Here is a 26524-nt window from a genome sequence, read left to right on the forward strand (position 1 = left end):
CTCTTCCTCCCGGTGGCCGTCGGTGCGTCCTCTTCCCTGTTCCCGGGATCCCCGGTCCCAGACGGCCGGGGATCCCGGGAACAGACGCCGCGCCGGGACGGCGGCGCCCGGTTTGGGTGACGAGGGGGCGGTTACACGGCCGGGACCGACCGAGGCGCAGGAGGAACGCAGCATGTCCGACACTCAGCTCACCGTGACGCTAAGCGGCGGCGGGATCGACGACGCGCGGGTGATCGTGCGCGCGCTGGAGGGGGTCTTCGGCACACCCGACGGCCTGCCCGCCGACGACCACGCGACGGTGCGCACCGCGACGTTCGACGCGCCGGCGACGCCGCCGTCCCCGGCGGGGCGCACGGCCGGCGCGGCGCTGTCGGCGCCGGTGACGGTCACCGTCCAGGGCACGCCGCAGGCCGTCGAGGCGGCGAGCGAGACGCTGACGCACGCGTTCACCGCGCGGAACGAAGGGGCGGCCGCCGGCGACCAGGAGCGGGAGCGGCAGCTTCGCCTGGTGCCGTGAGACGGCCGCACGCCGTCGACCGGTCCTACCAGCGGCTCTCGACCTGGTCCTTGATCCGGCGGTCGTAGAGGTCGCGGACGGCCGCGAGCGTCTGCTCGGACAGCTCCGGCAGCCGGGCGGCGTCCGTGTTGGCGCGCGCCTGCTCGGGCGAGCGGGCGCCGGGGATCACCGTGGTCACGCCGGGCTGCTGGACGATCCAGCGCAGCGCCAGCTGGGCCGGGGTGTACCCCTCGGGGGCGAGCGCGGCGAACTCCGTCGCGGCCTCCACCCCGGTGGCGAAGTCGACGCCGGAGAAGGTCTCGCCCTGGTCGAAGGCCTCGCCGTGCCGGTTGAAGTTCCGGTGGTCGTTGGCCGCGAAGACCGTGTCGCCGGTGTACTTGCCGGTCAGCAGGCCGGAGGCGAGCGGCACCCGGGCGATGATGCCGACGCCGGCCGCCCGGGCGGCCGGCAGGACCTCGCGCAGCGGCTTCATGCGGAACGGGTTGAGGATGATCTGGACGCTCGCGACGCCCGGCCGCGCGATCGCGGTCAGCGCCTCGGCGCAGGTCTCGACGCTGACGCCGTACGCGGCGACGCGCTCCTCCTCGACGAGGGTGTCCAGGGCGTCGAACACCTCGTCGGTGGAGTAGACGGGCGTCGGCGGGCAGTGCAGCTGCACGAGGTCGAGGCGGTCGACGCCGAGGTTGCGGCGCGAACGGTCGTTCCACTCCCGGAAGTTGTCCAGCACGTAGTTCTGCGGGATCTGGTCGACCCGGCGGCCCATCTTGGTGGCGACCAGCACGTGCAGGTCGGGGCGGCTCGCGAGGAAGGTCGCGATGGTCTGCTCGCTGCGCCCGTCGCCGTAGACGTCGGCGGTGTCGAAGAAGGTCACCCCCGACTCGGCCGCCGCCTCCAGGACCGTGAGGGCCTCCTTGTCGTCGACGTCTCCCCAGTCGGCACCCAGCTGCCAGGTGCCGAGGCCGATCACCGACGCGTGCTGGTCAGACCTGTCGAAAGTGCGCTCGTCCATGGCGTCAGTCTGTCATGCGCCGGTCCGCCGTCCGCTGCGCGGCCCGTGCCAGACGCGGGCCGAGACGGCGCTTGAGCGTGCGCAGCACCTCCAGGCGGCTCACCCCCTGGTCGAGGCGGTGGTACAGGCGGGGCGGGACGTACGGCAGCAGCGGCGAGTGGCGCTGGCCGAGCAGGGCGAACATCGTCCGCGGGGGGAGGTGGATGTAGCGGGGCAGGTTCTCGTACCACCGGGCGCTGTACCGGGCGGCGCTCTGCACCGGCAGCAGGGCGGCCCGGCGTTCGCGCTCGTAGTGGGCGAGGGCGTCCGGGACGGTGCCGCGTTCGTGCAGGGCGGCGGCCAGCGCCATGGCGTCCTCCAGGGCGAGCGTGGTGCCGGCGCCGATGGAGTAGTGCGTGGTGTGGGCGGCGTCCCCGAGCAGGACGAGGTTGTCCCTGGACCAGGTGCGGTTGGTGACGGTGCGGAAGGTCTGCCACGGGGCGGCGGCGCGGCCCGCGGACCGCGCGGTGAGCGGGTGTCCGTCCAGCACGCCGGCGAGCAGCTTCTCCAGCAGGACCAGTGCTTCGGCCTCGTCGGCCCGGTCGAGGCCGAGGCCCCGCCAGGTCTCGGGCGCGCACTCGACGACGCAGGTGCTGCCGCCGGGCCCGAAGCCGTAGCCGTACGCCCAGACCCACCCGTGGCCGGTCTCGGCGAAGGCGAAGGTGAAGGCGTCGAAGACCTTGGTGGTGCCGAGCCACACGTAGTGGTTGCTCCCGTGCGCGATCTCGGTGCCGAAGTGGGCGGCGTGGCGGGTGCGCAGTGCGCTGCCCGCACCGTCGGCCGCGACCACGAGGTCGGCGGCGGGCGGGGCGTCGCCCGTGACGCCCTGCCCGTACCGCAGGTCCACACCCAGTGAGCGGGCGCGGGCGGCGAGGATCTCCAGGAGCCGGTGGCGGCCGATGCCGAAGCCCTCGTCGCCGCGGTGCCGGGTGGACCGGTCGCCGACGTGGGCGACGCCGTCCCGCCAGCGCACGGAGGACTCCTCCACTGCGCGGGCCGACTCGGGGTCGTGTTCCCGCAGACGGTCGAGGAGACCGCCCCAGTAGGTGACGCCCCAGCCGTAGGTGGAGCCCTCCGGGTCGCGTTCGTGAACGGTGATGTCGTGGGACGGGTCCCGCAGCTTCAGCAGGATCGACAGATACAGGCCGGCGGGCCCGCCGCCGACGCAGGCGACCTTCACGCGCACCCCTGATACGTACTCGTCGTGACCGTGTGGAGACGCAGAGTAGCAAGGAGGTGGCGTCAGACCGCGCTACCCGGCCGGGGCCGGGCGGTTCATCCGGCGGCCGCGGTGCGGCACTCCGGGTGGCCCCAGCCCTGGTCGTTCTTGGCGATGGACTCGCCCGCCGCGTAGGAACGGCCGCACAGGCAGCGTCCCGGGAACTTCGCCTTGATGGTGCGGGCGGAGGAACCGCCGCCCGCACGGGCCGTGTTCGCCTTGCGCCGGGGTGCCTTGCGGGCCGCCGGGACGTCCGGGGCGGGCGGCGGCTCCGGCGAGCCGAGGTCGCTGCCCGCGGATTCCTGGACCACGGCCGCCTGACTGGCGGCGCGGTCGGCAAAGTCGTTGAGCCGGTCGCCGTCGACCTGGTGGGCGGGGACGTAGCGGAACTCGACGGAGCGGTCCCCGAGCAGTTCGTCGATGCGCACGACCAGTTCCCGGTTGGCGACGGGCTTGCCCGCGGCCGTCTTCCAGCCGTTGCGCTTCCAGCCGGGCAGCCAGGTGGTGACGGCCTTCATCGCGTACTGCGAGTCCATGCGCACCTCCAGCGGTACGCCGGGGTCGGTGGACGCCAGCAGGCGCTCCAGCGCCGTGAGTTCGGCGATGTTGTTGGTGGCCCTGCCGAGCGGGCCCGCCTCCCAGCGCACCGGGCTCTCCGTAGCGTCGGCCACCACCCAGGCCCAGCCGGCCGGACCCGGGTTTCCCTTCGAAGCCCCGTCGCACGCGGCCACCACACGTTCACGCATGCGCCCGATCATGCCATGGCCCGGCCGGGCGCCCCGACCCCGGTGGTCCGCTCAGTCTCCGGCGTACGCACGCTCCAGCGCCGCGATGTCGAGCTTGCCCATCGCCATCATGGCCTGGTTGGCGCGGGCCGCCCTGGCGGGGTCCGGGTCGCGGAACATCTCCTCCAGCCTGGCGGGGACGACCTGCCAGGACACGCCGAACCGGTCCTTGAGCCAGCCGCAGGGGCCCTCCGTGCCGCCGCCCTCGGTGAGCCTGGCCCAGTAGTGGTCGACCTCTTCCTGGTCGTCGCAGGTGATCTGGAAGGAGACCGCCTCGTTGAAGGTGAACTCGGGACCGCCGTTGAGCGCGACGAACTTCTGGCCGTTGGCCGTGAACTCGACGGTGAGGACGGTTCCGGCGGGCCGGTGTCCTCCCTCGGGGTAGCGGGAGACGGCGCCGACGCCGGAGTTCTTGAAGAGCGACACGTAGAAGTGCGCGGCCTCCTCCGCCTGGCCGTCGAACCAGAGACACGTGGTGAATCCGTCGGTGTTCATGACTGCCTCCTGGGTGTGGAACCCGGTCACCACTGTCGACCGGCGCGGGCCGCGAAACTCATCGGTGCCGGGACGACGCGATCCGGGCTCCTCTGCCCGTGGCGAATCTGCCGCGGGCAGAGAAGTCCCCGCCGGGGGCGCGGGCGGGCCGAGAGTGGGGGGAACGGCGGCCCCGACCGCCGCGCACCACCTCCCGCACGGTCTTCCACCACCTTCCATCACCTTCACGACCTCCATGACCTTCACGACTCGACAAGGAGCGCCGATGTCTCCACTCATCGCCGGCCCCGGCCCGGCCGCACCGCCCCGGGCGGAGGAGGGCGACACGCCCGCCACCCCGTTCGACGACCGCCTCGCCGCGCAGCTGCTCGACCAGCGGATCGTGCTGCTGGGCACGCAGGTCGACGAGGTGTCCGCGAACCGGGTCTGCGCCCAGCTGCTGATCCTGTCCTCGCAGGACCCGCGCACCGACATCAGCCTGTACATCAACAGCCCCGGTGGTTCCGTGCACGCGGGGCTCGCCGTCTACGACACGATGCAACTGATCCCCAACGACGTCTCGACGCTCGCCATGGGATTCGCCGCCAGCATGGGCCAGTTCCTGCTGAGCGTCGGCGCGCCGGGCAAGCGCTACGCGCTGCCGAACGCGCGGGTGATGATGCACCAGCCGTCCGCGGGCATCGGCGGCACCACCGCCGACATCGAGATCCAGGCCGACAGCCTGGACTACATCAAGCGGACCATGGAGCGGATCACCGCCGAGCACACCGGGCAGAGCCCGGAGACCATTCGCAGGGACGGGGACCGGGACCGGTGGTTCACGGCCGAACAGGCCAGGGAGTACGGAATGGTGGACCAGGTCGTCCAGTCCTTCACGGACGTGCGCCCGGCCGCCGCCAGGCGACGGATGGGACTCTGAGATGAGCGGCTACACGATTCCGAACGTCGTCCAGCGCACCCCGCAGGGCGAGCGTTCCTACGACGTCTTCAGCCGGCTCCTCTCGGAGCGGATCATCTTCCTGGGCACCGAGATCGACGACGGCGTCGCGAACGTCGTGATCGCGCAACTCCTGCACCTGGAGTCGTCGGCGCCGGAGAGCGAGATCGCCGTCTACATCAACTCCCCCGGCGGCTCGTTCACGTCGTTGATGGCGATCTACGACACGATGACCTTCGTGCAGGCGCCCATCTCCACCTTCTGCGTCGGGCAGGCGGCGTCCACGGCGGCGGTCCTGCTGGCCGGCGGCGATCCCGGGCGGCGGTTCGTGCTGGAGCACGCCCGGGTCCTGCTGGGCCAGCCGGCCAGCGGCGGGCGCCGGGGGACCATTTCCGACCTGGCGCTCGAGGCGAAGGAGATGGTGCGCATCCGCTCCCAGGTGGAGGAGGTGCTGGCCCGGCACACGCACCACGACGTCGCGACCCTGCGCACGGACATGGACCGGGACAAGGTGTTCACCGCCGAGGAGGCGGTGGCGTACGGGCTGGCCGACGAGGTCCTGAGCCGGCGGCTGGCCACGGTGTGAGACGGCGGTCCGGCGCCCCGCCGTGCGTGCGGCGGGGCGCCGGACCGAGCGGTCCTCAGGCGGCCAGGCACATCCCGTCGAACCGGGACCCGGACCTGCCCCGGCCCGGTGCGGCGCCGGTGTGACGGGAGGCGAGGCGCACCAACTCGCCCTGGGCCCGCGCCAGCAGGTCGGCCAGGCCGAGTCCGAGGGCGCCCGCGGCGGCGGCCAGCACCTCCGACGACGCCTCCTTGCGTCCGCGCTCCACCTCCGACAGGTACGGCATGGAGATCCGGGCCGACTCGGCGACCTCCTTCAGGGTCCGTTCCTGGGCGAGGCGTTCGCGCCGGAGGACATCGCCGACCAGGTCGCGCCACAGGGGCTCCCGGGCGGCGGGCGGCCGCTGCTCCGGCCCGGCAGGCCGGGCGGGCGGACCACTCCCCGGGCGGACGGTCTGCGGACGCGGGCCCTGCGGGCGCAGCGCGATGACGCGGGCTTCGTTCGGCACGTGGCTGGTCACCTCCTCAGCCTAGGAGCCCGGCTCCGGGGCGGAAGGGTCCGGCGTTCCGCCCTGAGGGGAATCCAACTCGTGACTCGGGGAGGCATGCGCTGCCGCGCCCGGGGTACTCGCTGGCGGAAAAGCCTGGGGAAGCCCGAAGCCCGAGACCCAGGGGGAGACGTTGCACCGTGATTTTCGTGGGAGAGGCAATGGAGACCGCCGTGGTCCGGCCGCAAGCGCAGGGTGTCCAGGAGACGACCGGGACCGCAGGAGGCGGGACGGACGACGGAACGCTGCCGGAGGTCGTGGATGCCGGCACCGTGGCGCCGCGTGACGCGCGCCGGCTGTCCCGCCAGTTCTTCCGGCGCCTGACGGAGCTCGAAGAGGGCACGCGCGAACACCAGTACGCGCGCAACACCCTGATCGAGATGAACATGTCGCTCGTGCGGTTCGCCGCCGGCCGCTTCCGCGGTCGCGGGGACGACATGGAGGACATCGTCCAGACCGGCATGATCGGCCTGATCAAGGCCATCGACCGGTTCGAGCTGTCGCGCGAGGTCGAGTTCACGTCGTTCGCGCTGCCGTACATCGTCGGTGAGATCAAGCGCTTCTTCCGGGACACCACCTGGGCGGTCCACGTGCCGCGGCGGCTTCAGGAACTGCGGGTGGAGCTGGCCAAGGCCCGTGAGGAGCTCTCCTCCCGCCTGGACCGCGAGCCCACCGTCGCCGAACTCGCCACGCTGATGAACATCGGCGAGAACGAGGTGGTGGAAGGACAGATCGCGTCCAACGGCTACAACTCCACGTCGCTGGACGCCGCGCTGACCGGGGAAGGAACCGAGAACGGGGAGTCGGTGCTGGCCGACTTCATCGGCGTCGAGGAGTACGGGCTGCGGCTCGTCGAGGACTTCCACTCGCTGGCGCCGCTGATGGCGGAGCTGAGCGAGCGCGACCGCCGGATCCTCCACATGCGGTTCGTGGAGGAGGCGACCCAGGCGGAAATCGGCGCGGAGCTGGGCTGCTCGCAGATGCACGTGTCCCGGCTGATCAAGCGCATCATCACCCGGCTGCGCGAGGGCATGCTGGGCGAACTCGGCTGCGCCTGATCCGCACGGCACGGAATCCCGGCCCGCGCGGCGCCTCTCGCCCTTCTCGCCCTGCGGCGGCTCCTCACCCTCCGGTGAGGGGCACCGTCGCGCACACCCGCTTGCCGACCGGCACGCGCTCGACGACGACCGCGTCCACCAGGGCGTGGACGATCTCCAGACCGTGTTGGCCGATCCGCTCGGGGTCGCGGGGGAAGCGCTCGGGCACCGCGCCGCTGCTGTCGTAGACCGTCACGGACACCGAGGTGTCCGTGCCCTCCAGCTCCAGGATGTACGGACCCCTGCTGTGCCGGTCCGCGTTGGTGACCAGCTCGCTCACCACCAGCAGGACGGCGCCGTCGGCCCGCGGGCCGATCGCGGCGCACCATTCCGTCCTCAGCTGGTCGAGGAAGAGGGAGGCGAAGGAACGCGCCTCGGCTATGCATCCCGGCTCACCGGAGTAGTGTGCCGCCCGCCTCAGCGGTTCAACGGGTACGTCGAAACCAGTCGGTATCACTGCCCCGTCCAGGTACTCGGTCATGCGTTTCTCTCTCGGAAGCCGGACTGGCCGGACGCTGCTGCACCTGTCCTCGTACCCCAGGTGTCGCGGCGCAGTCCCCGTCTTTTCGGAGTGCGGGCATCGTCACACCGCCGAGGGGAACCCGCAGGTGTGGGAAGGGTGTGCGATGAACGAACTGATGACCGCACGAAGCCTCACCACGCGCCCGGTGGTCACCCTGGGCGGCGACGCGGTCGCTCACGTCAAGGACACCGTATGCGACGCCTCGGCGGCCCGGATCACCGGTTTCACCCTGACGGGACGGGGGCTGCTGTCGGGTCCGCTGAAGGAGGGTCTGCCCTGGTCGGCGGTGTACGCGCTGGGCCACGACGCGGTGATGGTCCGAGGCCGGCGGGGCCTGGTGAGCGCGGCGGCGATGACGGCGCACCAGCAGACGGTACGGGCCCGGGTGCTGGGGGCGAGGGTGGTGACCGAGGCCGGTACCGAGGTAGGCACGGTGCTCGACGTGGTGGTGGAGGGCGGCACCGGCGGGCGCGTGGTCGGCTTCCGCGTCGCGGCGAGCAGAGGGTTCGCGCCGGGGCCCACGCGGCACCGGCGGCGGGTGTACGTGCCGCGCGGCGAGACGCTGGAGGTCGCCGGCCGGGCTCTCGTCCTGCCCGGGGAGGCCGTCCGGCACGTGGCGGACGACCTGTCGGGCTTCACCGCCCTGGTCTGCGGCGTGCCCGGGGTTCGGCGGGGGTCGCTGCCGTGATGCTCTTCAGCGAGGCGCGCGGGCTGCCGGTGACGGCGCCGGGTGTCGCCGGGCCGCTCGGCACGGTGACGTCCCTGGGCGTGGACGCGGCGTCCGCGAGGGTCAGCCACGTACGGCTCCGGGCCGGCCGCCTCCGCCGGGAGACGGTGCTGCCCTGGGACTCGGTGCTTACGGCCGGTCCGGGCGCCGTGCGGGTCCGGGCCCCCGCCCCGCTCGAACAGGCGCCGCCCCGCCGGGAACTGCTGGGGCACCGGGTCCTGACCGACACGGGCACCGAACAGGGCACGGTCCTGGACGCGGCGTTCGATCCGGCGACCGGCCGGCTCCTGGCCCTCTTCACCAGCCGCGGCGAACTGTCGCCCGCCCGCCTGCTGGGACTCGGTGACCACGCCCTGGTCGTGCGGGCGTACTGACCCGGGACGCGAACCGTCCGCCGCGGCGTCCCGGCACCGGATCCCGGGGGCAGAGGTGGGCGCGGGCGACGGGCGGATGGGGCGGACGGCCCTCTCGGCGGGCGGGCGGGGCGGGAGGTGCCTAGCGTGGCGGGGTGAGCGCGCGAACACCCTCGGGACCCGCCGGACCCGCCGGACCCACCGGATCCACCGGTCCCATCGGACCCACCGGACCCGCGGGACCAGCCGCACCGCCGGTCGTCGGCCACGGCTGGGCCCAGGCCCTGGGGACGGTGCTGGCCGGGCTGGTCGCCATGGGTGCCGTGGCGGCGCTCGGGCTGTGGGCGGCCGGAGCCGCTGACCTGCCCGACAACGCCTTCCCGCGCGTGGTCGCGGCCACCGTCGTCACCGCCGTGGGCGGCGCGCTGGAGATGTCCGGTGACGCCGAAGGGCTCGCCGAGACCGACGCGGGCCTGGCCGTACTCCCGCTCTCCGTCACCCTGACCGGCGCGCTGGTGATCGCCCGCGGCTTCCTGCGGCCGTTGCGGCACCGGGCCGTCGCGGGCCCGGCGGAGCTGGCGGGGTGGGCCGGGCGCATCGCGTTCCTGTGGCTGCTCGCCCTGCTGGGGGCGGCCTTCGCCGCGCGGCAGACCTTCGAGGTCTCCCTCGGCGAAGGAGTGCTGAGCGACCTCGGCGACCTGTTCGGGGTCGCCCCGCGGGTCGGTTTCACCACGGACGTGCCGCTCACCGTCCTGTTCGGACTGCTGTGGCTGGCAGGGGTGTTCGTCCTGGCCCTGCTGGTCGCGCGCGGGGCGCCGCTGCCCGGACGGCTGCCGGCCCTGCGGGCCTCGGCGCGGCCCGTGACGTGCGCGATGGTCGCGCTGCTGCTCGCGTACGTCGTCCTCGGTGCCGTCGTCGCCCTGGTCGTCGCCGGTACGCGGGGGCATCCGGCGGACACCTTCGCCGTACTGCTGCTCGGCCTGCCCAACCTGGCGTGGCTCGCGCTCACCGTCGGCCTCGGGGCGACGTGGGACGGGCGGGTGGAGGGGCCCTTCGGACTGCCCGTGCCGCGCGTGCTGGACGAGGTGCTGCGCACGCCCGACGTGTCGACCGTGAACCTGGGCACGCTCAGCGACCGGGACGGACGGATGTGGTGGCTGCTGGTCGTCGCGGCGGTCCTGGTCCTGGCGGCCGGTTTCCTCGTCGCGTACCGCTCCGCGGCCCGGACGCCGCTGTGGCTGCATGCCGTGCGCACGGGCGTGGCGCTGGCGCTCACGGTGCTCATGATCGGGCTGGTCGGCCGGGTCTCCGCGCACTACGGACTGTCGGTGCTCGGCATCGGCGACCTGGGCGGTGGTCTGTCCGGGCAGGTGTTCCTGCGGCCGCGGCTGCGCAGTGCGGTCGGTCTCGCCCTGCTGTGGGGCCTGGTCGCGGGGACGCTCGGCGCGCTGCTCGCGCGGTGGGTGGGACGACGGTCCGGACGGGCGCCTTCGGGGTCGTAGCCGGCGGGTCTCAGGCGACGGGGACGACCAGGGGCGGCGCGGCCCGCTGCATGCGCAGCGCGTCGACGGACTCGGCCATCAGCTCGTACTCGGTGGTGTCGTCGCTGGTCGCGAGGCGCACCAGTCGTCCGGCGGCCAACTCGTCGGCGACCAGTTCCTGCTGCAGGTCGTCGGCGCACCAGGCCCGCAGGACGCGCGGTACGTCGGGCGCGTCGTCGGCGACGGGCGTCAGGGCGCCCCGGGGTAAGTAGGGGATGTCGGGCCGGGGGTCCAGCCGCTCGGCCATCCAGGAGGCGCGGTCGCGCAGCCACCACAGGGCGAGGGCGAGGGTGGGTGCCCGGTAGGTTCCCAGGGGGACGCCGATGCGCCGGCCGTCGCAGACGCCGTATGCGGTGACGTGGCACAGGAACTCGTCGTGCACTGCTACCCTCCCCCGTCACCCTGCCGCCTGCCGGTCGGGCACGGCGTTCGTGCGGCTCGTGTGCTGTGCGTGAGGGCTCTGTCGCATGGTGTGAAAGGCCCTAGAGGTGAGTATGTTCACGACTGAACCACTGTCACCATGAATTTTTGGCCAGTCTCCTGGCATATTCAGGGTGTTTGGTGGCCGAAAATCGCACCGCCCGCTCCGAGGCGCCGGTGCGCGGCCGCCCCTCCTCCGCCGCCGGCCCCTCTCAGGGGGCGGCGGGCCGCCGCCCCCGACGGCTGCGGGGAGTGCCGGCGCGCTCGCGGCGCCGGGTCCCCGCGGCCGGTGCACCCGCCCCGACCAGCGCACACCGCATGACGGCGGCCGATCGCGCCGTCCGCGCCCACCCGTCGTCACAAGGTGCCGCCTGCCGCCGTTCCGCGGTCGCGCACGCGGGCTCGTCCGCGCGCGCCGGGGCGGCCGCCGCGGCCTGGACCAATGGCGGCGGCCGCATCGTCCGCGCGGCCGGCACCCGCGCCCGCACCCACGGACGATCGCCCGGTGTCGGCCCTACCGCTGGACGATCTTGTCGATGCGGGCCAGTTCGTCGGCGCCGAAGTCCAGGTTCCGGGTGGCCGACACGCTGTCCTCCAGCTGCTGCGGGCTGCTCGCGCCGACCAGGGCGGAGGTCACCCTGCCCTGCCGCAGCACCCAGGCCAGGGCCAGCTGGGCCAGCGACTGGCCCCGCGAGGACGCGATCTCGTCCAGGGCGCGCAGCTTGCCGACCAGTTCCCCGGTGACGGCGTCGGTTTTGAGGAAGGGGCTGTCGCTCGCGGCGCGCGAGTCCTCGGGGATGCCGTCGAGGTAGCGGGAGGTCAGCAGTCCCTGCTCCAGCGGGGAGTAGGCGATGGAGCCCACCTCCAGCTCGTCGAGGGCGTCCAGCAGGCCGCCGGTCTCCGGGCGCCGGTCGAGCATGGAGTAGCGCGGCTGGTGGATCAGCAGCGGGGTGCCGAGCCCGGCGAGGATGCGGGCGGCCTCGCGGGTCTGCTCGGCGGAGTAGTTGGAGACGCCGACGTAGAGCGCCTTGCCCTGCTGCACCGCCGTGTGCAGGGCGCCCATCGTCTCCTCCAGCGGAGTGTCCGGGTCGGGGCGGTGCGAGTAGAAGATGTCGACGTGGTCCAGGCCCATCCGGGCCAGGCTCCGGTCGAGCGAGTTCAGCAGGTACTTGCGCGAGCCCCACTCGCCGTACGGCCCGGGCCACATCAGGTAGCCCGCCTTGGTGGAGATCACCAGTTCGTCGCGGTACGGCCCGAAGTCGGCCTTCAGGGCCTCTCCGAGGGCGGACTCGGCCGAGCCGGGGGGCGGGCCGTAGTTGTTGGCGAGGTCGAAGTGGGTGATGCCGAGGTCGAAGGCGCGGCGCAGGATGGCGCGCTGGGTCTCGACGGGGCGGTCGGGACCGAAGTTGTGCCACAGGCCGAGCGAGAGCGCGGGGAGTTTGAGGCCACTGCGTCCGCTGCGCCGGTAGAACGAGGGGTCCGCGTAGCGGTCGGGGTGTGCGGTGTACAACGCGACTCCAGAGGGTTGGCCCAGGGGTGGAAGGGCTCGGGTGCGACCGTTTCCCACTCTGGCGTGACCTGCGGACAGTGGTCCAACAGAAGAATCCGATGGGATTGCGCGGTTACGCTTCTCAATCATGGAACTGCGTCATCTCCAGCACTTCGTGGCGGTCGCCGAGGACCAGCACTTCACCCGCGCGGCGGAACGGCTGCTGGTCTCCCAGTCCGGGTTGTCGGCGTCGATCCGGGCACTGGAGCGCGAGCTGCGGGCGCCGTTGTTCGTGCGGACGACCCGTCGCGTGACGCTGACGGAGGCCGGCCGGGCGCTGCTGGGCGAGGCGCAGCGGATTCTGGCCCAGGTGCGGTCGGCGCACGAGGCGGTCGCCGCGGTGCAGGGGGTGCTGCGCGGCACGCTGTCGCTGGGCGCCGAGCAGTGCATCGCCGGGGTGCCGGTGGCCCGGCTCCTCGCCGGGTTCCGCCGGCTCCACCCCGACGTGGAGATCCGCCTGCGGCAGGCGGGCTCCGGCGAGCTGGCGGAGGAGGTCGCGGCGGGCCGGCTCGACCTGGCCTTCGCCTACCGCACCCAGGCGGACACGGACCAGTTGCGCTCGGTCTCGCTGGCCGGGGAGCCGATGACGGTGCTGTGCCATCCCGGCCACCGGCTCGCGGCCGGAGGCGCGGTCCTCACTCCGCACGAGCTGGCCGACGAGGTCTTCGTCGACTTCCACCCGGACTGGGGCCCGCGGCGCGTCACCGACGCCGTCTTCGCCGCGGCGGGGGTGCGCCGGACCGTCCCGCTGGAGGTGAACGACGTGCACGGCCTGCTCGACCTGATCGACGAGAACCTGGGCATCGCGGTCGTGCCGCGGCACTTCCGGCACAAGCGGGCCGCGCTGACCTCGCTGCCGATGAAGGACGCGGACGCGACGGAGTACGAGACCATCGCGCTGCTGCCGCCTGAGCAGGCCACCAGCCCGGCGGCGCGGGCACTGATGGGGCTGCTGGACGCGGCGGGCGCGTGAACGGGGAGCGCGCGCGGCCCGACTGCGCGATGGTGGACGTATGCATGCGAAGGACATCCTCATCGAGGGCTACAGCCGTATCCGGGAAGAAGTCCACGCCGCCGTCGAGGGCCTCGGCCCCGACGGTCTGAACGCCCGCCCCGCCGCCGACGCCAACTCCGTCGCCTGGCTGGTCTGGCACCTCACCCGGGTCCAGGACGACCACGTCGCCGACGCCTTCGGGCTCGACCAGGTGTGGCTGGCCGGGGACTGGGAGAAACGCTTCGGCCTCGGCCTGCCCCGCCACGACACCGGGTACGGCCACGACTCCGCGCAGGTCGCGAAGGTACGGGTCGACTCGCCCGGCCTGCTGACCGGCTACTACGACGCCGTGCACGAGCAGACGCTCGGCGCCCTGCGCTCCCTGGCCGCCACGGACCTGGAGCGCGTCGTGGACGAGGACTGGGACCCCCCGGTCACCCTCGGCGCCCGTCTGGTGAGCGTCCTGTCCGACGATCTCCAGCACGCCGGACAGGCCGCCTATGCCCGCGGGCTGCTGCCGAGCGCGGAGGCGTAGCCCGGCAGGACGACGTCCCGGATCAGGGCGTTACGCTCGTCGAACGGCAGGAAGGCGCTCTTGAGGGCGTTCACCGTGACCGTGCGCAGGTCCTCGGCGCTCCAGCTCGCCTGCTCGACGAGCAGGGACATCTCGCGCGTCATCGTCGTGCCCGAGACGAGGCGGTTGTCGGTGTTGAGGGTGACCCGGAAGCCGAGGTCCTTCAGCGCGGTGATCGGGTGCTCGGCGATCGAGGTCGCGGCGCCCGTCTGGAGGTTGGACGTCGGGCACATCTCCAGGGCGATCCGCCGGTCGCGCACCCAGGCGGCGAGACGGCCGAGCTTGCCCGCGGCGAGGTCGGGGATGTCGTCGGCGATCCGCACGCCGTGGCCGATCCGCTGGGCGCCGCACACCTGGAGGGCCTGGTGGATGCTGGGCAGCCCGTGTGCCTCGCCGGCGTGGATGGTGAACGGCACGTTCTCGCGGCGCAGGTACGCGAAGGCGTCGAGGTGGTCGGCGGGCGGGAAGCCGTCCTCGGCGCCGGCGATGTCGAAGCCGACGACCCCGGCGTCCCGGAAGGCGACCGCGAGGCCGGCGGTCTCGCGGGTGCGGTCGAACATCCGCATCCCGCACAGCAGGGTGCCGACCCGGACCGGCGTACCCGCCGCGGCCGCCTTGGCCATGCCGGCCGCCAGCCCTTCCTGCACGGTCTCGACGACCTCGGCGAGGGCCAGCCCGCCGGCGGTCATCAGCTCGGGGGCGTAGCGCACCTCGCCGTAGACGACGCCGTCGGCGGCGAGGTCGAGGACGTACTCCTCGGCGGTGCGCAGCAGGCCCTTGCGGTTCTGCATGACGGCGAGGGTGTGCTCGAAGGTGGCGATGTAGCGCACCAGGTCGCCGGAGTTGGCGGCCTCGTAGTACCAGGCGGCCAGCTCGTCGGGGTCGGTGGTGGGCAGGACGTGGCCGACGCCCTCCGCCAGCTCGACGACGGTGGCGGGGCGCAGGCCGCCGTCGAGGTGGTCGTGGAGGACCGCCTTGGGCAGGCGGCGGACGGTCTCGGCGTCTATGCGCGTAGATGTCATGTGCGGTGGTTCCTCGGCGGGTTCGGTGCGCGGGCGCGGCGGGAGAGGGGTGACGGAGCGGAAGGAGAGTGAGCGGGACGGGTCAGGGGGCGGCCGGCTGGAGCAGGTCCCAGCGGTTGCCGTACAGGTCCTGGAAGACCGCGACCGAGCCGTACGGTTCGTGCCGGGGTTCTTCCAGGAAGGTCACGCCCGCGGCGGCCATCCGGGCGTGGTCCCGGGCGAAGTCGTCGGTGTGCAGGAAGAACCCGACGCGCCCGCCCGTCTGGTCGCCGATCCGGGAACGCTGGGCCTCGCCCCTGGCACGGGCCAGCAGCAGGGCGGCGCCCCGCACGGAGCCGACGGGCTCGACGACGACCCAGCGGGAGCCGTCGGGCCGGGGCGCATCCTCGGCGAGACGGAAGCCGAGGACCTCGGTGTAGAAGCGGATCGCCTCGTCGTAGTCGTCGACGACGAGGGCGACCAGGGCGATGCGTGTCATCGGCACCTTCCGGGACGGGCGATTGACGGGAGAGGTTATACGTAAAACTCCCGCACGCCAAGTCCCGCCCGCACTCCCCCGCCGGGGACGCGCCCGGAACTCACGAGTGAGAGGGCCGCCCCGGCCGGAACGGGGGCCCTCTCACTCGTCGCGCGGACGGTCAGCAGTACAGGTTGCCACCCGGGGAGACGCCGAGGATCTGGCTGAACTGCTGGTACTTGGTGACGCGGCTCTGGACCTGGGCGGGGTTCTTCCCGTCGCACTCGACGGAGCCGTTGATGGAGCGGATGGTCTGGCCGAAGCCGGCGCCGTTGACCATGGCGTTGTGGCCGGTCATGCTGCCGGGCCCGGACTGGGTGTTCCAGTACCACAGGGCGGTCTTCCAGGCGACGGCCGAGTCGTTCTGCACCAGCCAGGGGTTGTTCAGCAGGTTGATGCCGAGCGCGTCGCCCGCGGCCTTGTAGTTGTAGTTCCAGCTGAGCTGCATCGGTCCGCGCCCGTAGTAGGCGTCGTTCCCGGCCGGGCAGCCGTACGGCTGGCTTCCGTCGCAGTAGTGCGGGTAGTTGGCGGTGTTCTGCTCGACGATGTGCACGAGCCCGCCGGTCTCGTGACCGACGTTGGCCAGGAAGGCCGCGGCCTCCTGCTTCTTGGTGGTGTCGCTCCCGGTGTTGGCGAAGCCGGGGTAGGCGCTGAGCGCGGCGGTGAGGCCGCTGTAGGTGTAGAAGGAGTTCCGGCCCGGGAACATCTGGTTGAACTGGGCCTCGCTGACGACGAAGTTGCCGACCGGCGTCCCGGAGCCGCCGTCGCAGGCGTACGGGTCCCAGTACCAGGTGCTGATGAGCGGGTCGTAGCCCGGGTTGGGGTGTTCGGCGATGTACGCCTTGCCGTCGGTGTAGCGGACGATGTCACCGGTGTTGTAGTTCGCGCCGGCCGACCAGGCCGGGTAGCTCGAACACGCGGCGGCCGACGCCTCGCCGGCCGGCATGAACAGGGGCACGGCTCCCGCGAGTGCGAGAGCGGTCACCAGAGCGGATGTGCGGCGCCTCGACACAGGTCTGTCTCCTTCGGCGGAGCACGGCCGCTCCCGTGCAGGGACAGAGCGGAGCTGAGCCCTGCGCGCACGTGCCGGTGGGACCGGCCACGGCGTGGGGGCGGCCGTGGAGGGGGGTGTGGTTGCACACTCAACCGCGTTGGTATGTACCAGTCAAGGGTGTAGACCAGTCGGAGTGCAAAGGATCTTCACCGGCACGGCACGAACCCGCCACACCCGCCACGCCGCCCGCAGCAGTCCCCGGCGGCGGCCGGCAGCGTCGGTTCCGGCGGCTCGTGCCGCCCGCGCCGCGATCGCACCCTTTGTGGCTCCGTCCGGGCTTCGCGACCCCGTCCGGGCTTCATCACTCCGTCCGGGTTCGCCGTCCTCCGGCGTCCGTCGGGACAATCGCCCCATGACCACCACACCCCACCCGCTCGTCGCCGAGGCGCACCGCCTCGCGGACGGCCTCCTCGCCCCCTCCGCCCAGCGCGTCGACCAGGATGTCGTGCCCGCGAGTCACCTGGCGGCGGTCCGGCGCTCCGGTCTGCTCGGAGTGAGCGCGCCCGTGGAGTCCGGCGGGGCCGGCGCCCCGGACGCGGTCGCCCGCGAGGTGGCGGAGATCCTGGCCGGCGCCTGCCTGTCCACCTGGTTCGTGCAGACCCAGCACCACACGCCGGTACGGCTGCTCGGCCGGGCGGCACCCGGACTCCCGGCCCGTGAGCGCCTGTTGCGCCCCCTGGCCGGCGGTGAGCTGCTGGCCGGCATCGCCTACGCCCACGTCCGCTCCCACCCCCGGGTACCGGTGCGCGCCACCGCCGAACGGGGAGGCGTCCGCTTCGACGGGACCGTGCCCTGGTACACGGGGTGGGGCCTGAACGACCTGATGCTGCTCGCGGGGGTGACCGGGGCCGACGAGGTGGTCTTCGCCTTCGCCGACGCCCGCGAGCAGCCGGGGCTGCGCCCCTCCCCGCCGATGCGGCTGGCGGCACTGACGGCCGCCCGGACGGTGTCCCTGGCGCTGGACGGCCTGTGGGTGCCGGAGGAGTCCGTGGTGCTGCGCACGCCGCGGGAGGAGTTCGCCCGCGTCGACGTGCCCCGCAGCACCAACACCTCCCCGGCCGTGTTCGGGGTCGCGTACGCCGCGCTGGACCTGCTCGCCTCGGCGCCGGACGAGCGCGGCGCGGCCGACTCGCTGCGCGCGCGGGTCGACGAGGTCAGGGAGCGGGCGTACGCGCTCGCCGACCACCCCGTCCCGCACGAGCACGTCGCCGAGCGGCTGGCGCTGCGGACCCGTGCGTACGACCTCCTGCGATCCGCCACGACGGCGGCGGTGGTGGCCGGGGGCGGTCGCGCCACGAGCCTGGACCACCCGGCCCAACGCCTCGCGCGCGAGGCGATGTTCCTGCTGATCCAGGGCCAGACGACACCGGTGCGCGAGGCGCATCTGGAGGCTCTGGCAGCCGGGTGATCGGGGTCCCGATCGGGGCCCGAGCGGTCGGCCCCGCGCGATCGGCGTCTGGATGATCGTCTCGCCGTGGATCGCCAGCTCGAACCCGGACGGGCCGGTCCGCGCACCTGCGGGCCGGTCCGTGGTGCGGCTGCGGCCGGCCACGTCCGTACCGGCCGGACTGCATCCCGCCCGAAGCGGGCAGAAGCCCTCGTGCGGGGGTTCTGACGCAAAGGGGTGGACATGGAGATCGACGGCCTCATCAGTGCCATAGTCATCGGAATCGTCATCGGCGTCCTGGGCCGCCTCGTGGTGCCGGGCCGGCAGCGCATCGGCGTCCTGTGGACCATTCTCGTCGGCATCGTGGCGGCCCTGATCGGTTCATGGGTCGCGTCGGCGTTCGACGTGGCCGACACGGACGGCGTCGACTGGGTCGAGTGGCTCATCCAGATCGCTCTGGCCGCGGTCGGCGTGGCCGCGCTGGACCGGTCCAGGTCGAGGCCGGGCCGCTGAGCGGGCGACCGTCACCGGCCCCGGGGACCCGGGCGGCACAGGCTCGGGCCCGGGTCGGGCATCACGTCCCTGAGGAGGCCGTACGCCATGGTCGTGCGGAACGCCGAACGTCCGCATCTGCGCCGTTGCGTCGAGCTGGCGACCGCGGCGCTGGAAGCCGGTGCCGAGCCGTTCGGGTCGGTGCTGGTGGGCGCGGACGGCACGGTGGCCTCGTCCGAGCAGTTGGGGACCTGGCCGGCGGAGCCGGGGGTTCCGGCGCCACCGGTGCGGCCGCCGGCGGTGCGGGACGTGGCACCGGACGTGGCGGTCGAGGGCCCGGTGCCGGAACTCACCGGACTCACCGGTGAGATCCGGGCGTTGCACCGGCGGTTCCACACGGGACGCGGCTGAGCCTCGCCCGTACGGTGGAGGAGGGCGGTTCCCGGGACGCCCGTCGGCAAGCGGTGTGCCCTCCCCCGCCCGCCCCGACCCTCCTACGGGCCGCGACGGCGTCCGGAGGCGCCGGACCCGGGGCCCGCTTATGGTGATCGAGTGGCGCCGACCACGGGTCCGCGACGGGCGCCCGGGAGGCATCGATGCAGGTCGAGCTGGAGACGTGGCCCTCGGTCCGGCGCTGCGCGGTCACCGGGGTGCTCGGGCTGACCCTGCTGGGCCTGGGACTTCCCGGCACCGGACCGCCTCGCGCGAGCGCGCGCGACACCGGCCCCGGCCTCGCCCGGTTCTACGACCAGAGGATCGCGTGGTCGTCCTGCGAGGGCCTGGAGATGCCGAAGGACCTCCAGTGCGGCAAGGTCACCGTCCCCCTCGACTACGCGCACCCCGGTGGGAAGACCCTCGACGTGGCCCTCGCCCGCTACCGTGCGACCGGCGACCCGCAGGGCTCGGTGCTGCTGAACTTCGGCGGTCCCGGCGGCTCAGGCGTCAACGAACTCGCGGCCGGTGGCAAGGAGTTCATGCATCTCACCAACGGCTACGACGTGGTGACCTTCGACCCCCGCGGCGTGGGCCGCTCCTCTCCGGTGACCTGCGGTCCGGCCAGCCTGAAGATCATGGAGGCGACCGGCTCGGACGAGGCGGCGGAGCCCGCGGACGTGCTGAACCGGCTGCGGGACGCGGCGGACGAGTGCGCGAAGTACTCCGGTCCCGTACTGCCGCACATAGGCACGGTCGACGCCGCCCGCGACATGGAGGTGATGCGCCGGGCCCTCGGCGACGGCCGGCTCAACTACCTCGGCTTCTCCTACGGAACCCGGCTGGGCGCGGTGTACGCCGCGCAGTTCCCGGACCGGGTCGGCCGGATGGTGCTCGACGGTGTGGACACCCTGACCGAACCGCTGACCGAGCAGGGGCTGGCCGGGGCCCGGGGACAGCAGACGGCGCTGGACAACTTCCTCGACTGGTGCGTGCGGGACGTCGCCTGCCCGCTCGGCCGGGACGCCCGGAACGCCCGGGCCGAGGTGGAACGGCTCGTCGCCTCGCTGGACTCCGAGCCGGTGCCGACGGGCTTCGGGGAGCCCTTCACCGGCCAGGACCTGGTCGGAGCCGTCGGCCAGGCGCTGTACAGCCAGGAGTTGTGGCCCTCGCTGGAGCGCGCGCTGGCCCAGCTGGTCGAGAACGGGGACCCGAGCGGTCTGCAGGGTTTCTCCTCCGGCGGCGTGACGTTCCCGGTGCGTGAGCCGGTACGTACGGCGGACCGGGGGGACGGGGGCGCGGGTCTCACGGCCGAGGAGGACGTCCCGATGGACAACCTCCCGGCCGCCCTGATGGCGATCAACTGCGCCGACGACCCGGACCGTCCCACCGCGAAGGAGATCACCGGATCCCTGGACCGGCTGCGGGCACGCTACGAGGAGGCGTCGCCGGTCTTCGGCCGCTACCGCCTCACCCAGGTCCTCATGTGCTACGGGCGCCCCAGGGGGACGGATTACGTCCGTGACGACGTGAAGGACCTCGACACCGCGAAGATGCTGCTCGTCGGCACCCGGGGCGACCCGGCCACGCCCTACCGCTGGACCACGCAGACGGCGGAGCGGCTCGGTTCCGCGGCCGTGGTCCTCGACAACCACGGCGAGGGACACACGGGCTACGCCTCCTCCCTCTGCGTGCACCGCAAGGTCGACGACTTCCTGCTCTACGGCACCCTGCCGCCCGACGGCAGCTCGTGCGGACCCGAGGACCCCGCGAACTCGGAGGGCGGGTCCGGCTGAGCCGCCCCGTCTTGACGACCGTGAAACCCTGGCCGTGGCAGAGGCACCCGTCGGCGGGTGCGCGGCGGTCGGGGAAGGAGCGCGCGGGACGTGAGCGGACTTCTGGGTGTGGCGGTCCTGGGCGCGGGGCACATGGGCGCCGACCACGTACGACGCCTCGACCGGGTGGTGAGCGGCGCCAGGGTGGCCGCGGTCGCGGACCCCGATCCCGAGCGCGCCGAGGAGGCCGTGGGCGGAATCGAGAAGGTCACCGTGCACACGGAGGCCGAGGCCGCGCTGGACGCCCCGGGGGTCGACGCCGTCCTGGTCGCCTCGCCCGGCGAGGCCCACGAGGAGGCCCTGCTCGCGGCCTTCGCCCGGGGGCTGCCGGTCCTGTGCGAGAAGCCGATGGTGCCGGACTCCGCGGGTGCGCTGCGCGTGGTGGAGGCGGAGGCGCGGCTGGACCGGCGGCTGGCGCAGATCGGCTTCATGCGGCGCTACGACACCGAGTACCGGCGGCTGAAGTCCCTGCTGGACGGCGGGCGGCTGGGCCGGCCGCTGATGCTGCACTGCGTGCACCGCAACGTCTCCTCCCCGCCGCACTTCACCTCCTCGATGCTGGTCACCAGCTCCGTCTCGCACGAGATCGACGCGGCCCGCTGGCTGCTCGGCCAGGAGCTGAGCGCGGTCACCGTGCTGCGGCCGCGGCCGTCGGCGGGTGCGCCCGACGGGCTGCTCGACCCGCAGTTGGTGCTCTTCGAGACGGAGGGCGGTGCCGTGGTGGACGTGGAGATCTTCGTCAACTGCGGCTTCGGCTACGAGGTGCGCTGCGAGGCGGTCTGCGAGGCGGGCAGCGCCCGTATCGGCCAGGCGCACACCATGGTCGTGACCTCGGCGGGCGACGCACGCGAGGAGGTGCCGCAGGACTACCTCGTACGGTTCGCGGACGCCTACGACCGCCAGGTGCAGACCTGGGTGGACGCCACCCGCCGGGGGCGGGTCACCGGTCCGGGCAGCTGGGACGGATACGCCGCCGCCGCGGTGGCCGAGGCCGGGGTGCGGGCGCTGGAGACGGGCGCGCGCACGCCCGTGGAACTGGCACCGCGGCCGTCCCGCCGCCACCCCTGAGGGAACGAGGGTCCACCGAACAGAGGAACGACGATGCCGACGCCGCCGGCATCGGTCAAATCCCGTAGCGCACCTACGACTTGCCGGTCCGGCCGGGTACACCGACCGCGTACCGGAGTCACTGCGGGAAGACGCTGGCATATGCCATGAGCACCACCGTATCGTGTCTTGCCGAATCCCTTACGGGGCGTGGCGGGCTGTGCCACAGTCGTAACGGTCCTTCCGCCGGCCCCGGTTCCTTCTCGGTCGTACCCTCTGCACATCGGAGTGCGTCATGTCGTCCCATCTCTCCGCGGACCGCCCCGCCGCACAGCCGCCGGGACGCGGCTCCGTCGAGTCCCTGATAACGCAGACGCGGCGGCTGCGGGGCGACGTGGACGCGGTGCGCCGGGACAGCCGGGGCGACGGCAGCGACCCCGAGGGGCGCTGGCAGCGCGCGCTCTACGACCTGGCACTGCACCAGCTCACGGACCTCGACGCGCACCTGGCGCAGCTGAGGGACGGTCCGGCTCCCCCGCCGCGGGCCGGCTCGCTGCTCAGCCGGGTCGGCAGCGCCGAGTGGAACCTGCTGACGGACGAGGCCGACTGGTCAGCGGAGCTCTTCGCGATCCTCGGCCGCGACCGCGGGTCCGTCCCCCTGAGCCTCGACGAACTCCCCTCCCTGGTACCGGCGGAGGACCGCCCGAAGCTGACCGCGATGGTCACGGACTGCCTCGTGGACGGCCGCCCCATCGACGGGGAGTTCCGCGTCGTTCACCCCGGAGGCGCCTTACGCACCGTGCACATGATGGGTGAGCCCGTCCTCGACGCCGACGGCAGTACCGCCTCGATGTGGGCGGTCCTGCGGGACGTCAGCGAACTCCGGCGCTGCCGACGGGCGGTGAGCGAGTCCCGGGACTCGCTGCGGGGCCCGGCACCGCGGTCGGGCCCCGGACCACGTACCTCGCGGGAACCGGGGGACAGACCGGGGCAGTCCGCGTCACCCCCTTGGCACGGTCTCCTGCGATTCCCGCACGAGGGGCGGCCGGGGCTCGATCTGGCCACCGCCTACCTGCCCCCGGCGGCCTCCCCCACCCGCACCCACCGGTACGGCGCCTGGTACGACGCGTGCCCGCTGGCCGGTGGCGACGAGACCCTGCTCGCCACGGGCCACCTCCCCGGCCCGGACGAGACCGGGGGTCCGGCGGTGCTGATCGGTGCCCTGCGCGGACTGGCCGCGGCGGGCACCCGGCCCGGGCAACTCCCGGGCCGGATCGCCGGATTCCTCGAGAACACCGCCCTGCCGCCGGTGCGCTCCGCCCTGTACTGCGGCTACCGTCCCGGCACCCGCGCCCTGAGCTGGGCCCACGCGGGCGACCCGGTCCCGCTGCTGCTGTTCCGCGACGGGGCTGGGCACGGGCTGTCCGGGCAGGCCGGGGCGACCCTCCGGCCCGGCGATCTGCTGCTCCTGCACGCCGGCGCACCGGCGGCCGTGGAGCGACTCGTCTCCCTGGCCCCCCGCCTGGCCGGCGCGGAATCGGCCCGGGACGGTGCGCGGATCGTGGCCCGGGCACTCGCCGAGTCCGACCCTGAACGGACGGACGCCTGCGTACTGCTGGCCCGGGTGACCGCCTGAGTCGCGACGCGTGGGGCGCCGTGCCTACGCCGGTGCCACGCCGCCCCTCCCCCTTCCCGTGGGGCCCTTGGGCGCCTTCCCCTTGGGCAGCGTGAGTTCGATCTCCTCGCGCAGCTCCCGGATCCTCGGGTATCCGGCGTACTCGGCGGTGAGCCGGTACATCTGGCGCAGCCGGTCCCAGGTCCGCTGGGAGGAGTTGGAGCCCATCGACACCAGGGCCAGGCGGGCGTAGCGGTCCGCCTGTTCCGGGTCGTCGGCGATGAAGCAGGCGGAGGCCATCGACAGGTAGTCGAAGATCTTCGACCGCTGCCGGCCGTCGATCCTGAGGGCCAGAGCCTTGTCCGCGTAGTGCTGGGCGTGCGCGGCGGCCCCCGGTTCGAACTCGGCGAGCGTCCGGTAGGCCAGGGCCTGCATGCCGTACAGGTCCTCCTCCTTGAACGTCTGCATCCAGTCCGGGGGCGGCGCGTCCGCCTTGTCGGAGACGAAGAGGTCCTCGGCGCGTCCCAGGGTGCGGCGCATGGCCTGGCCCTTGCCCATGGACGCCTGCGCCCAGGCCTCAATGGTGTACAGCATGGCCTTGGTGCGTGGCAGCACCTGCTCGCCGGAGCCGGACTGGGCGAGTTTCATGAGGTCCAGCGCCTCGTCGGGCCGGCCCAGGTGGACCATCTGGCGGGCCGCGCGGGAGAGCGCCTCCCCGGCGCGGGGCCGGTCGCCGCCCTCGCGTGCGGCGTGCGCGGCGATGACGAAGTACTTCTGGGCCGTGGGCTCCAGGCCGACGTCGTGCGACATCCAGCCCGCGAGGACGGCCAGGTTGGCGGCGACGCCCCACAGGCGCCGCTGCAGATGGGATGGGTGGTGGTAGGCGAGCATGCCGCCCACCTCGTTGAGCTGGCCCACGACCGCCTTGCGCTGGAGCCCGCCGCCACGGGCGGCGTCCCAGGCGCGGAACACTTCGACCGAGCGCTCCAGTTCCTCCACTTCCTGCGCCCCGATGGGGGCGGCCTCGTAGCGGTCGAACCCGGCGGGGTCGGCGTGCAGGGGGTGGTGGAGGTCGGGGGCGTCGGCCGCGAGGGCCGGGTCGGCGTGCAGCCAGTCGTGCATGGCGCTGCTGAGTGCGGAGCCCGCGGCGAGCGCGGCGCCCGCGCCCACCAAGCCGCGTCGGTTGAGCATGAGGTCCATTCCCGTGAATTCGGTGAGGACCGCCGCAGTCCGCTCGGGCGCCCACGGCACTCCGTCGGGATGCTCCTTGCTCCCGTCGTGTGGCCGTTTCCCCGCACGCCCGTGCCGGACCAGACCGAGGTCCTCGATGGTCACGACACGGCCGAGACGCTCGGTGAACAGAGCTGCCAGCACCCGCGGCACGGGATCGCGCGGGATCTCTCCCATGTCGATCCACCGCCGCACCCGCGAGGTGTCGGTCGCCAGCTGGGGGTGGCCCATGGCCGCCGCCTGCCGGTTGACCAGCCTCGCGAGTTCGCCCTTGGACCAGCCGGCCAGGCCGAACAGGTCCGACAGACGGGTGTTGGGTTCTCCGCTCACGTCAAGCCCCCAGGTTCTCGGCTGAGTTGACAGTAGCCCCGTGCGGGTTGCCGGGCGACTATTCGCCACCGTTCGCCAGGGTGCGCCAGATGGTGTGCCACGGCCGTGCGGGTGTCGGGTAGGAATGCGCCACCCCGACCCGGTCGCCGCGGGAGTACTCCCCAGGGTGTTCCCCGACGGCCGGTCGGGAGGCGCCACGGCTCTCGCAAGACGGCCCTTCCGTACGGACGGCGGGGCGCCGGTCTGCAGGCAGGCACAACAGGCAAGCAGGCACAGCAGGCACACGAAGGGATCTGTCTCGCCCATGTACGCAGCATCGTCCTCCGTGTCCGCCCCGCAGCGTTCGCTGCACCCCCGCCCCGCGGCGGGCGGTGGTCCCTACCTCGCGCCCGCGCGTCCGGCGGCCCCGGTGCTCGGGGCGGGCAGGGCGCGGCGCGGCACGGGGCCCGGCACCCAGCCGCTCAGCGGAAGAATCGACCTCTCCGGCCCCCAGGGGGCCCAACTGCGCACGGCGATCGCCTCCGTGCACCGCATCTGCCCGGAGTTCGCCCCCGTACAGGTACTGCGCCGCACCGGACGCTCCGTGCTCCTGGTCGGTACGACGGGGCGCAGCACGGCGGTCGCCAAGTGCTTACTGGACCACTCCCCCGCGTGGTCGGAGCGGATCCGGCACGAGATAGGGGCATACCGCTCGTTCGTCCGGCAGCGCCCTCCGGTGCGCGCGCCGAGGCTGATCGCGGCGGATCCGGACAACGGCACACTGGTGATCGAGCGGATGCCGGGGCGGGTGGCCGCGCTGCAGCGGCACCCCCTGGAGGCGCCTCCCCGGGCGGACATCCGGGCGGCGCTGGGCGCGTTCTGCCGGCTGAACGCCTGGCGGCCGCCGGCCGGGGCGTTCGACGCCCCGCTGGACTACGCGGCGCGGATCTCCCGCTACCACGAGCTGGGGCTGTTCACCGACCGGGACCTGGGCGACCTGCAGAAGCTGCTGCACGGGATCGCCCACGCGGGCGGCCGCCAGAGCATGGGGCAGTTCTGCCACGGTGACGCCCTGCTCTCCAACGTCCTCATGTCCCCGGCCGGTCCGGTGCTGGTGGACTGGGAGCACGCGGGCTGGTACCTCCCTGGATACGACCTGGCGACGCTCTGGGCGGTGCTCGGCGACGCCCCGGTGGCCCGCCGTCAGATCAGCCAGCTCGCCCAGTCGACGGGCACGGCGGCGCGCGACGCCTTCCTGGTGAACCTGATGCTCGTCCTGACCCGGGAGATCCGTACGTACGAGACGGCCGTGCAGCGCACCCTGCAGGACGCGGTCACCGCGCCGTCGGTCCCCCTGCCGCCCGGCGCCACGCCGACCGGCGAGGAGCAGCGGCTGCTGCTGCGGCGCCTGCACGACGACTGCCAGATGGCCCGCAAGGCCGTCCGGGCGGCGGTCGGCACGCGCTGACCCACCGGACGCCGGTCCGCGGTGTGCGCTTCGGCGCGCACACCGCGGACTTTTCCATTTCTTGCTAGGTGCATGGGTCCTGCTAGGTGCATGGGTCCTGCTAGGTGTATAGGCCATTGGTGTAAGCCACTGACGCCGCGCAGGCCCGTGAGCCGCCACCGCGAAACCCGCCGGACCCTTGGCTGACGGGGGAAAACGCCGCCACGACGGCATGATTGACGGATC

28 protein-coding genes are annotated in these 26524 nt (G+C 73.3%); 16 read left to right on the forward strand and 12 right to left on the reverse strand.

What is annotated here, in order from left to right:
• The first annotated feature begins 172 nt into the window (after positions 1–172).
• Entirely contained in the window at positions 173–517 is a 345-nt protein-coding gene (locus IG94_RS0100250; RefSeq protein WP_031029050.1) for a hypothetical protein, read from the forward strand.
• Positions 518–542: 25 nt separating this feature from the next.
• Here the strand turns inward: IG94_RS0100250 and IG94_RS0100255 are convergent, their stop codons facing one another.
• The 4 genes from IG94_RS0100255 to IG94_RS0100270 form a co-directional block, all read right to left on the reverse strand.
• The gene (locus IG94_RS0100255) at positions 543–1526 is read right to left on the reverse strand and encodes an aldo/keto reductase (protein ID WP_031029051.1); all 984 of its coding nucleotides are present in this window, start codon (positions 1524–1526) and stop codon (positions 543–545) included.
• 4 nt (positions 1527–1530) lie between these two features.
• A complete protein-coding gene (locus IG94_RS0100260) occupies positions 1531–2745 on the reverse strand; it encodes an FAD-dependent monooxygenase (RefSeq protein WP_211269641.1) in 1215 nt (404 codons plus the stop codon).
• Positions 2746–2840: 95 nt separating this feature from the next.
• On the reverse strand, positions 2841–3542 hold the full coding sequence (locus tag IG94_RS0100265) for a ribonuclease H family protein (protein ID WP_031029053.1): 702 nt from the start codon (positions 3540–3542) through the stop codon (positions 2841–2843).
• Between the two features lie 39 nt (positions 3543–3581).
• Complete coding sequence (locus IG94_RS0100270; RefSeq protein WP_031029054.1) at positions 3582–4064, reverse strand: VOC family protein; 483 nt, start codon at positions 4062–4064, stop codon at positions 3582–3584.
• Positions 4065–4329: 265 nt separating this feature from the next.
• On the opposite strand from IG94_RS0100270, the gene IG94_RS0100275 reads away from it, so the two are divergent.
• Positions 4330–4983: an ATP-dependent Clp protease proteolytic subunit gene (locus IG94_RS0100275; protein ID WP_031029055.1), complete on the forward strand. Its 654-nt coding sequence runs from the start codon at positions 4330–4332 to the stop codon at positions 4981–4983.
• Between the two features lies 1 nt (position 4984).
• The gene (locus IG94_RS0100280) at positions 4985–5587 is read left to right on the forward strand and encodes a ClpP family protease (protein WP_031029056.1); all 603 of its coding nucleotides are present in this window, start codon (positions 4985–4987) and stop codon (positions 5585–5587) included.
• 55 nt (positions 5588–5642) lie between these two features.
• Here IG94_RS0100280 and IG94_RS0100285 read toward each other — a convergent pair whose 3' ends face one another.
• Complete coding sequence (locus IG94_RS0100285; protein ID WP_031029057.1) at positions 5643–6086, reverse strand: helix-turn-helix domain-containing protein; 444 nt, start codon at positions 6084–6086, stop codon at positions 5643–5645.
• A gap of 188 nt (positions 6087–6274) precedes the next feature.
• Between IG94_RS0100285 and IG94_RS0100290 the strand changes: the two genes are divergently transcribed.
• Positions 6275–7171 carry an RNA polymerase sigma factor SigF gene (locus IG94_RS0100290; protein WP_031029058.1) on the forward strand — a complete coding sequence of 299 codons (897 nt, stop codon included), beginning with the start codon at positions 6275–6277 and terminating at the stop codon, positions 7169–7171.
• A gap of 64 nt (positions 7172–7235) precedes the next feature.
• Here the strand turns inward: IG94_RS0100290 and IG94_RS0100295 are convergent, their stop codons facing one another.
• Complete coding sequence (locus IG94_RS0100295; RefSeq protein ID WP_031029060.1) at positions 7236–7691, reverse strand: ATP-binding protein; 456 nt, start codon at positions 7689–7691, stop codon at positions 7236–7238.
• A 145-nt stretch (positions 7692–7836) separates the two neighbouring features.
• On the opposite strand from IG94_RS0100295, the gene IG94_RS0100300 reads away from it, so the two are divergent.
• The 3 genes from IG94_RS0100300 to IG94_RS0100310 all read left to right on the forward strand — a co-directional run bounded on the left by IG94_RS0100300 (position 7837) and on the right by IG94_RS0100310 (position 10315).
• Complete coding sequence (locus tag IG94_RS0100300; RefSeq protein ID WP_031029063.1) at positions 7837–8421, forward strand: PRC-barrel domain-containing protein; 585 nt, start codon at positions 7837–7839, stop codon at positions 8419–8421.
• Positions 8418–8834 (forward strand): hypothetical protein, encoded by a 417-nt coding sequence (locus tag IG94_RS0100305; RefSeq protein WP_031029065.1) that lies wholly within the window; start codon positions 8418–8420, stop codon positions 8832–8834. The genes IG94_RS0100300 and IG94_RS0100305 overlap by 4 nt, the downstream gene beginning before the upstream one ends.
• Positions 8835–9031: 197 nt before the next feature.
• The gene (locus IG94_RS0100310; RefSeq protein WP_282916611.1) at positions 9032–10315 is read left to right on the forward strand and encodes a streptophobe family protein; all 1284 of its coding nucleotides are present in this window, start codon (positions 9032–9034) and stop codon (positions 10313–10315) included.
• A 10-nt stretch (positions 10316–10325) separates the two neighbouring features.
• Here IG94_RS0100310 and IG94_RS0100315 read toward each other — a convergent pair whose 3' ends face one another.
• Both IG94_RS0100315 and IG94_RS0100320 read right to left on the reverse strand, forming a co-directional pair.
• Complete coding sequence (locus IG94_RS0100315; RefSeq protein WP_031029070.1) at positions 10326–10736, reverse strand: hypothetical protein; 411 nt, start codon at positions 10734–10736, stop codon at positions 10326–10328.
• 552 nt (positions 10737–11288) lie between these two features.
• On the reverse strand, positions 11289–12284 hold the full coding sequence (locus IG94_RS0100320; RefSeq protein WP_031029072.1) for an aldo/keto reductase: 996 nt from the start codon (positions 12282–12284) through the stop codon (positions 11289–11291).
• 127 nt (positions 12285–12411) lie between these two features.
• Here IG94_RS0100320 and IG94_RS0100325 point away from each other — a divergent pair, with 127 nt between their 5' ends.
• Both IG94_RS0100325 and IG94_RS0100330 read left to right on the forward strand, forming a co-directional pair.
• Positions 12412–13296 (forward strand): LysR family transcriptional regulator, encoded by an 885-nt coding sequence (locus IG94_RS0100325; RefSeq protein ID WP_031029074.1) that lies wholly within the window; start codon positions 12412–12414, stop codon positions 13294–13296.
• 40 nt (positions 13297–13336) lie between these two features.
• Complete coding sequence (locus IG94_RS0100330) at positions 13337–13852, forward strand: mycothiol transferase (protein ID WP_031029077.1); 516 nt, start codon at positions 13337–13339, stop codon at positions 13850–13852.
• On the opposite strand, the gene IG94_RS0100335 is transcribed toward IG94_RS0100330, so the two are convergent.
• The 3 genes from IG94_RS0100335 to IG94_RS0100345 form a co-directional block, all read right to left on the reverse strand.
• Positions 13816–14913 (reverse strand): adenosine deaminase, encoded by a 1098-nt coding sequence (locus tag IG94_RS0100335; protein WP_031029078.1) that lies wholly within the window; start codon positions 14911–14913, stop codon positions 13816–13818. The genes IG94_RS0100330 and IG94_RS0100335 overlap by 37 nt on opposite strands.
• Before the next feature lie 82 nt (positions 14914–14995).
• Entirely contained in the window at positions 14996–15391 is a 396-nt protein-coding gene (locus tag IG94_RS0100340) for a VOC family protein (protein WP_031029081.1), read from the reverse strand.
• Positions 15392–15551: 160 nt separating this feature from the next.
• Positions 15552–16442 carry a glycoside hydrolase family 19 protein gene (locus IG94_RS0100345; RefSeq protein WP_031029086.1) on the reverse strand — a complete coding sequence of 297 codons (891 nt, stop codon included), beginning with the start codon at positions 16440–16442 and terminating at the stop codon, positions 15552–15554.
• A gap of 394 nt (positions 16443–16836) precedes the next feature.
• Here IG94_RS0100345 and IG94_RS0100350 point away from each other — a divergent pair, with 394 nt between their 5' ends.
• The 6 genes from IG94_RS0100350 to IG94_RS0100375 all read left to right on the forward strand — a co-directional run bounded on the left by IG94_RS0100350 (position 16837) and on the right by IG94_RS0100375 (position 23313).
• A complete protein-coding gene (locus IG94_RS0100350) occupies positions 16837–17892 on the forward strand; it encodes an acyl-CoA dehydrogenase family protein (RefSeq protein WP_031029087.1) in 1056 nt (351 codons plus the stop codon).
• Positions 17893–18114: 222 nt separating this feature from the next.
• A complete protein-coding gene (locus tag IG94_RS0100355; RefSeq protein ID WP_031029091.1) occupies positions 18115–18384 on the forward strand; it encodes a GlsB/YeaQ/YmgE family stress response membrane protein in 270 nt (89 codons plus the stop codon).
• Positions 18385–18471: 87 nt separating this feature from the next.
• Complete coding sequence (locus tag IG94_RS0100360) at positions 18472–18774, forward strand: cytidine/deoxycytidylate deaminase family protein (protein ID WP_031029094.1); 303 nt, start codon at positions 18472–18474, stop codon at positions 18772–18774.
• 185 nt (positions 18775–18959) lie between these two features.
• Positions 18960–20591 carry an alpha/beta hydrolase gene (locus IG94_RS0100365; RefSeq protein WP_043482699.1) on the forward strand — a complete coding sequence of 544 codons (1632 nt, stop codon included), beginning with the start codon at positions 18960–18962 and terminating at the stop codon, positions 20589–20591.
• A gap of 90 nt (positions 20592–20681) precedes the next feature.
• Positions 20682–21698, forward strand: a complete 1017-nt coding sequence (locus IG94_RS0100370) for a Gfo/Idh/MocA family protein (RefSeq protein ID WP_031029101.1) — start codon at positions 20682–20684, stop codon at positions 21696–21698.
• A 274-nt stretch (positions 21699–21972) separates the two neighbouring features.
• Positions 21973–23313, forward strand: coding sequence for a PAS domain-containing protein (locus IG94_RS0100375; protein ID WP_031029104.1), 1341 nt, complete (start codon positions 21973–21975; stop codon positions 23311–23313).
• A gap of 24 nt (positions 23314–23337) precedes the next feature.
• Here the strand turns inward: IG94_RS0100375 and IG94_RS0100380 are convergent, their stop codons facing one another.
• A complete protein-coding gene (locus tag IG94_RS0100380; RefSeq protein WP_031029107.1) occupies positions 23338–24852 on the reverse strand; it encodes a DNA-binding protein NsdB in 1515 nt (504 codons plus the stop codon).
• Positions 24853–25156: 304 nt separating this feature from the next.
• Here IG94_RS0100380 and IG94_RS0100385 point away from each other — a divergent pair, with 304 nt between their 5' ends.
• Entirely contained in the window at positions 25157–26299 is a 1143-nt protein-coding gene (locus tag IG94_RS0100385; protein WP_031029109.1) for an aminoglycoside phosphotransferase family protein, read from the forward strand.
• The last annotated feature ends 225 nt before the right edge of the window (positions 26300–26524 follow it).

It is taken from the genome of Streptomyces olivaceus, assembly GCF_000721235.1.
GTDB classification, from domain to species: Bacteria; Actinomycetota; Actinomycetes; order Streptomycetales; family Streptomycetaceae; genus Streptomyces; species Streptomyces olivaceus.

What these genes read in the sequence shown, in the direction of transcription:
- IG94_RS0100250 (WP_031029050.1), top strand. Translation starts at nt 173, where the DNA reads ATGTCCGACACTCAGCTCACCGTGACGCTAAGCGGCGGCGGGATCGAC.
- IG94_RS0100255 (WP_031029051.1), bottom strand. Translation starts at nt 1,526, where the DNA reads ATGGACGAGCGCACTTTCGACAGGTCTGACCAGCACGCGTCGGTGATC.
- IG94_RS0100265 (WP_031029053.1), bottom strand. Translation starts at nt 3,542, where the DNA reads ATGATCGGGCGCATGCGTGAACGTGTGGTGGCCGCGTGCGACGGGGCT.
- IG94_RS0100270 (WP_031029054.1), bottom strand. Translation starts at nt 4,064, where the DNA reads ATGAACACCGACGGATTCACCACGTGTCTCTGGTTCGACGGCCAGGCG.
- IG94_RS0100275 (WP_031029055.1), top strand. Translation starts at nt 4,330, where the DNA reads ATGTCTCCACTCATCGCCGGCCCCGGCCCGGCCGCACCGCCCCGGGCG.
- IG94_RS0100280 (WP_031029056.1), top strand. Translation starts at nt 4,985, where the DNA reads ATGAGCGGCTACACGATTCCGAACGTCGTCCAGCGCACCCCGCAGGGC.
- IG94_RS0100290 (WP_031029058.1), top strand. Translation starts at nt 6,275, where the DNA reads ATGGAGACCGCCGTGGTCCGGCCGCAAGCGCAGGGTGTCCAGGAGACG.
- IG94_RS0100295 (WP_031029060.1), bottom strand. Translation starts at nt 7,691, where the DNA reads ATGACCGAGTACCTGGACGGGGCAGTGATACCGACTGGTTTCGACGTA.
- IG94_RS0100300 (WP_031029063.1), top strand. Translation starts at nt 7,837, where the DNA reads ATGAACGAACTGATGACCGCACGAAGCCTCACCACGCGCCCGGTGGTC.
- IG94_RS0100325 (WP_031029074.1), top strand. Translation starts at nt 12,412, where the DNA reads ATGGAACTGCGTCATCTCCAGCACTTCGTGGCGGTCGCCGAGGACCAG.
- IG94_RS0100330 (WP_031029077.1), top strand. Translation starts at nt 13,337, where the DNA reads ATGCATGCGAAGGACATCCTCATCGAGGGCTACAGCCGTATCCGGGAA.
- IG94_RS0100335 (WP_031029078.1), bottom strand. Translation starts at nt 14,913, where the DNA reads ATGACATCTACGCGCATAGACGCCGAGACCGTCCGCCGCCTGCCCAAG.
- IG94_RS0100340 (WP_031029081.1), bottom strand. Translation starts at nt 15,391, where the DNA reads ATGACACGCATCGCCCTGGTCGCCCTCGTCGTCGACGACTACGACGAG.
- IG94_RS0100350 (WP_031029087.1), top strand. Translation starts at nt 16,837, where the DNA reads ATGACCACCACACCCCACCCGCTCGTCGCCGAGGCGCACCGCCTCGCG.
- IG94_RS0100355 (WP_031029091.1), top strand. Translation starts at nt 18,115, where the DNA reads ATGGAGATCGACGGCCTCATCAGTGCCATAGTCATCGGAATCGTCATC.
- IG94_RS0100360 (WP_031029094.1), top strand. Translation starts at nt 18,472, where the DNA reads ATGGTCGTGCGGAACGCCGAACGTCCGCATCTGCGCCGTTGCGTCGAG.
- IG94_RS0100365 (WP_043482699.1), top strand. Translation starts at nt 18,960, where the DNA reads ATGCAGGTCGAGCTGGAGACGTGGCCCTCGGTCCGGCGCTGCGCGGTC.
- IG94_RS0100375 (WP_031029104.1), top strand. Translation starts at nt 21,973, where the DNA reads ATGTCGTCCCATCTCTCCGCGGACCGCCCCGCCGCACAGCCGCCGGGA.
- IG94_RS0100385 (WP_031029109.1), top strand. Translation starts at nt 25,157, where the DNA reads ATGTACGCAGCATCGTCCTCCGTGTCCGCCCCGCAGCGTTCGCTGCAC.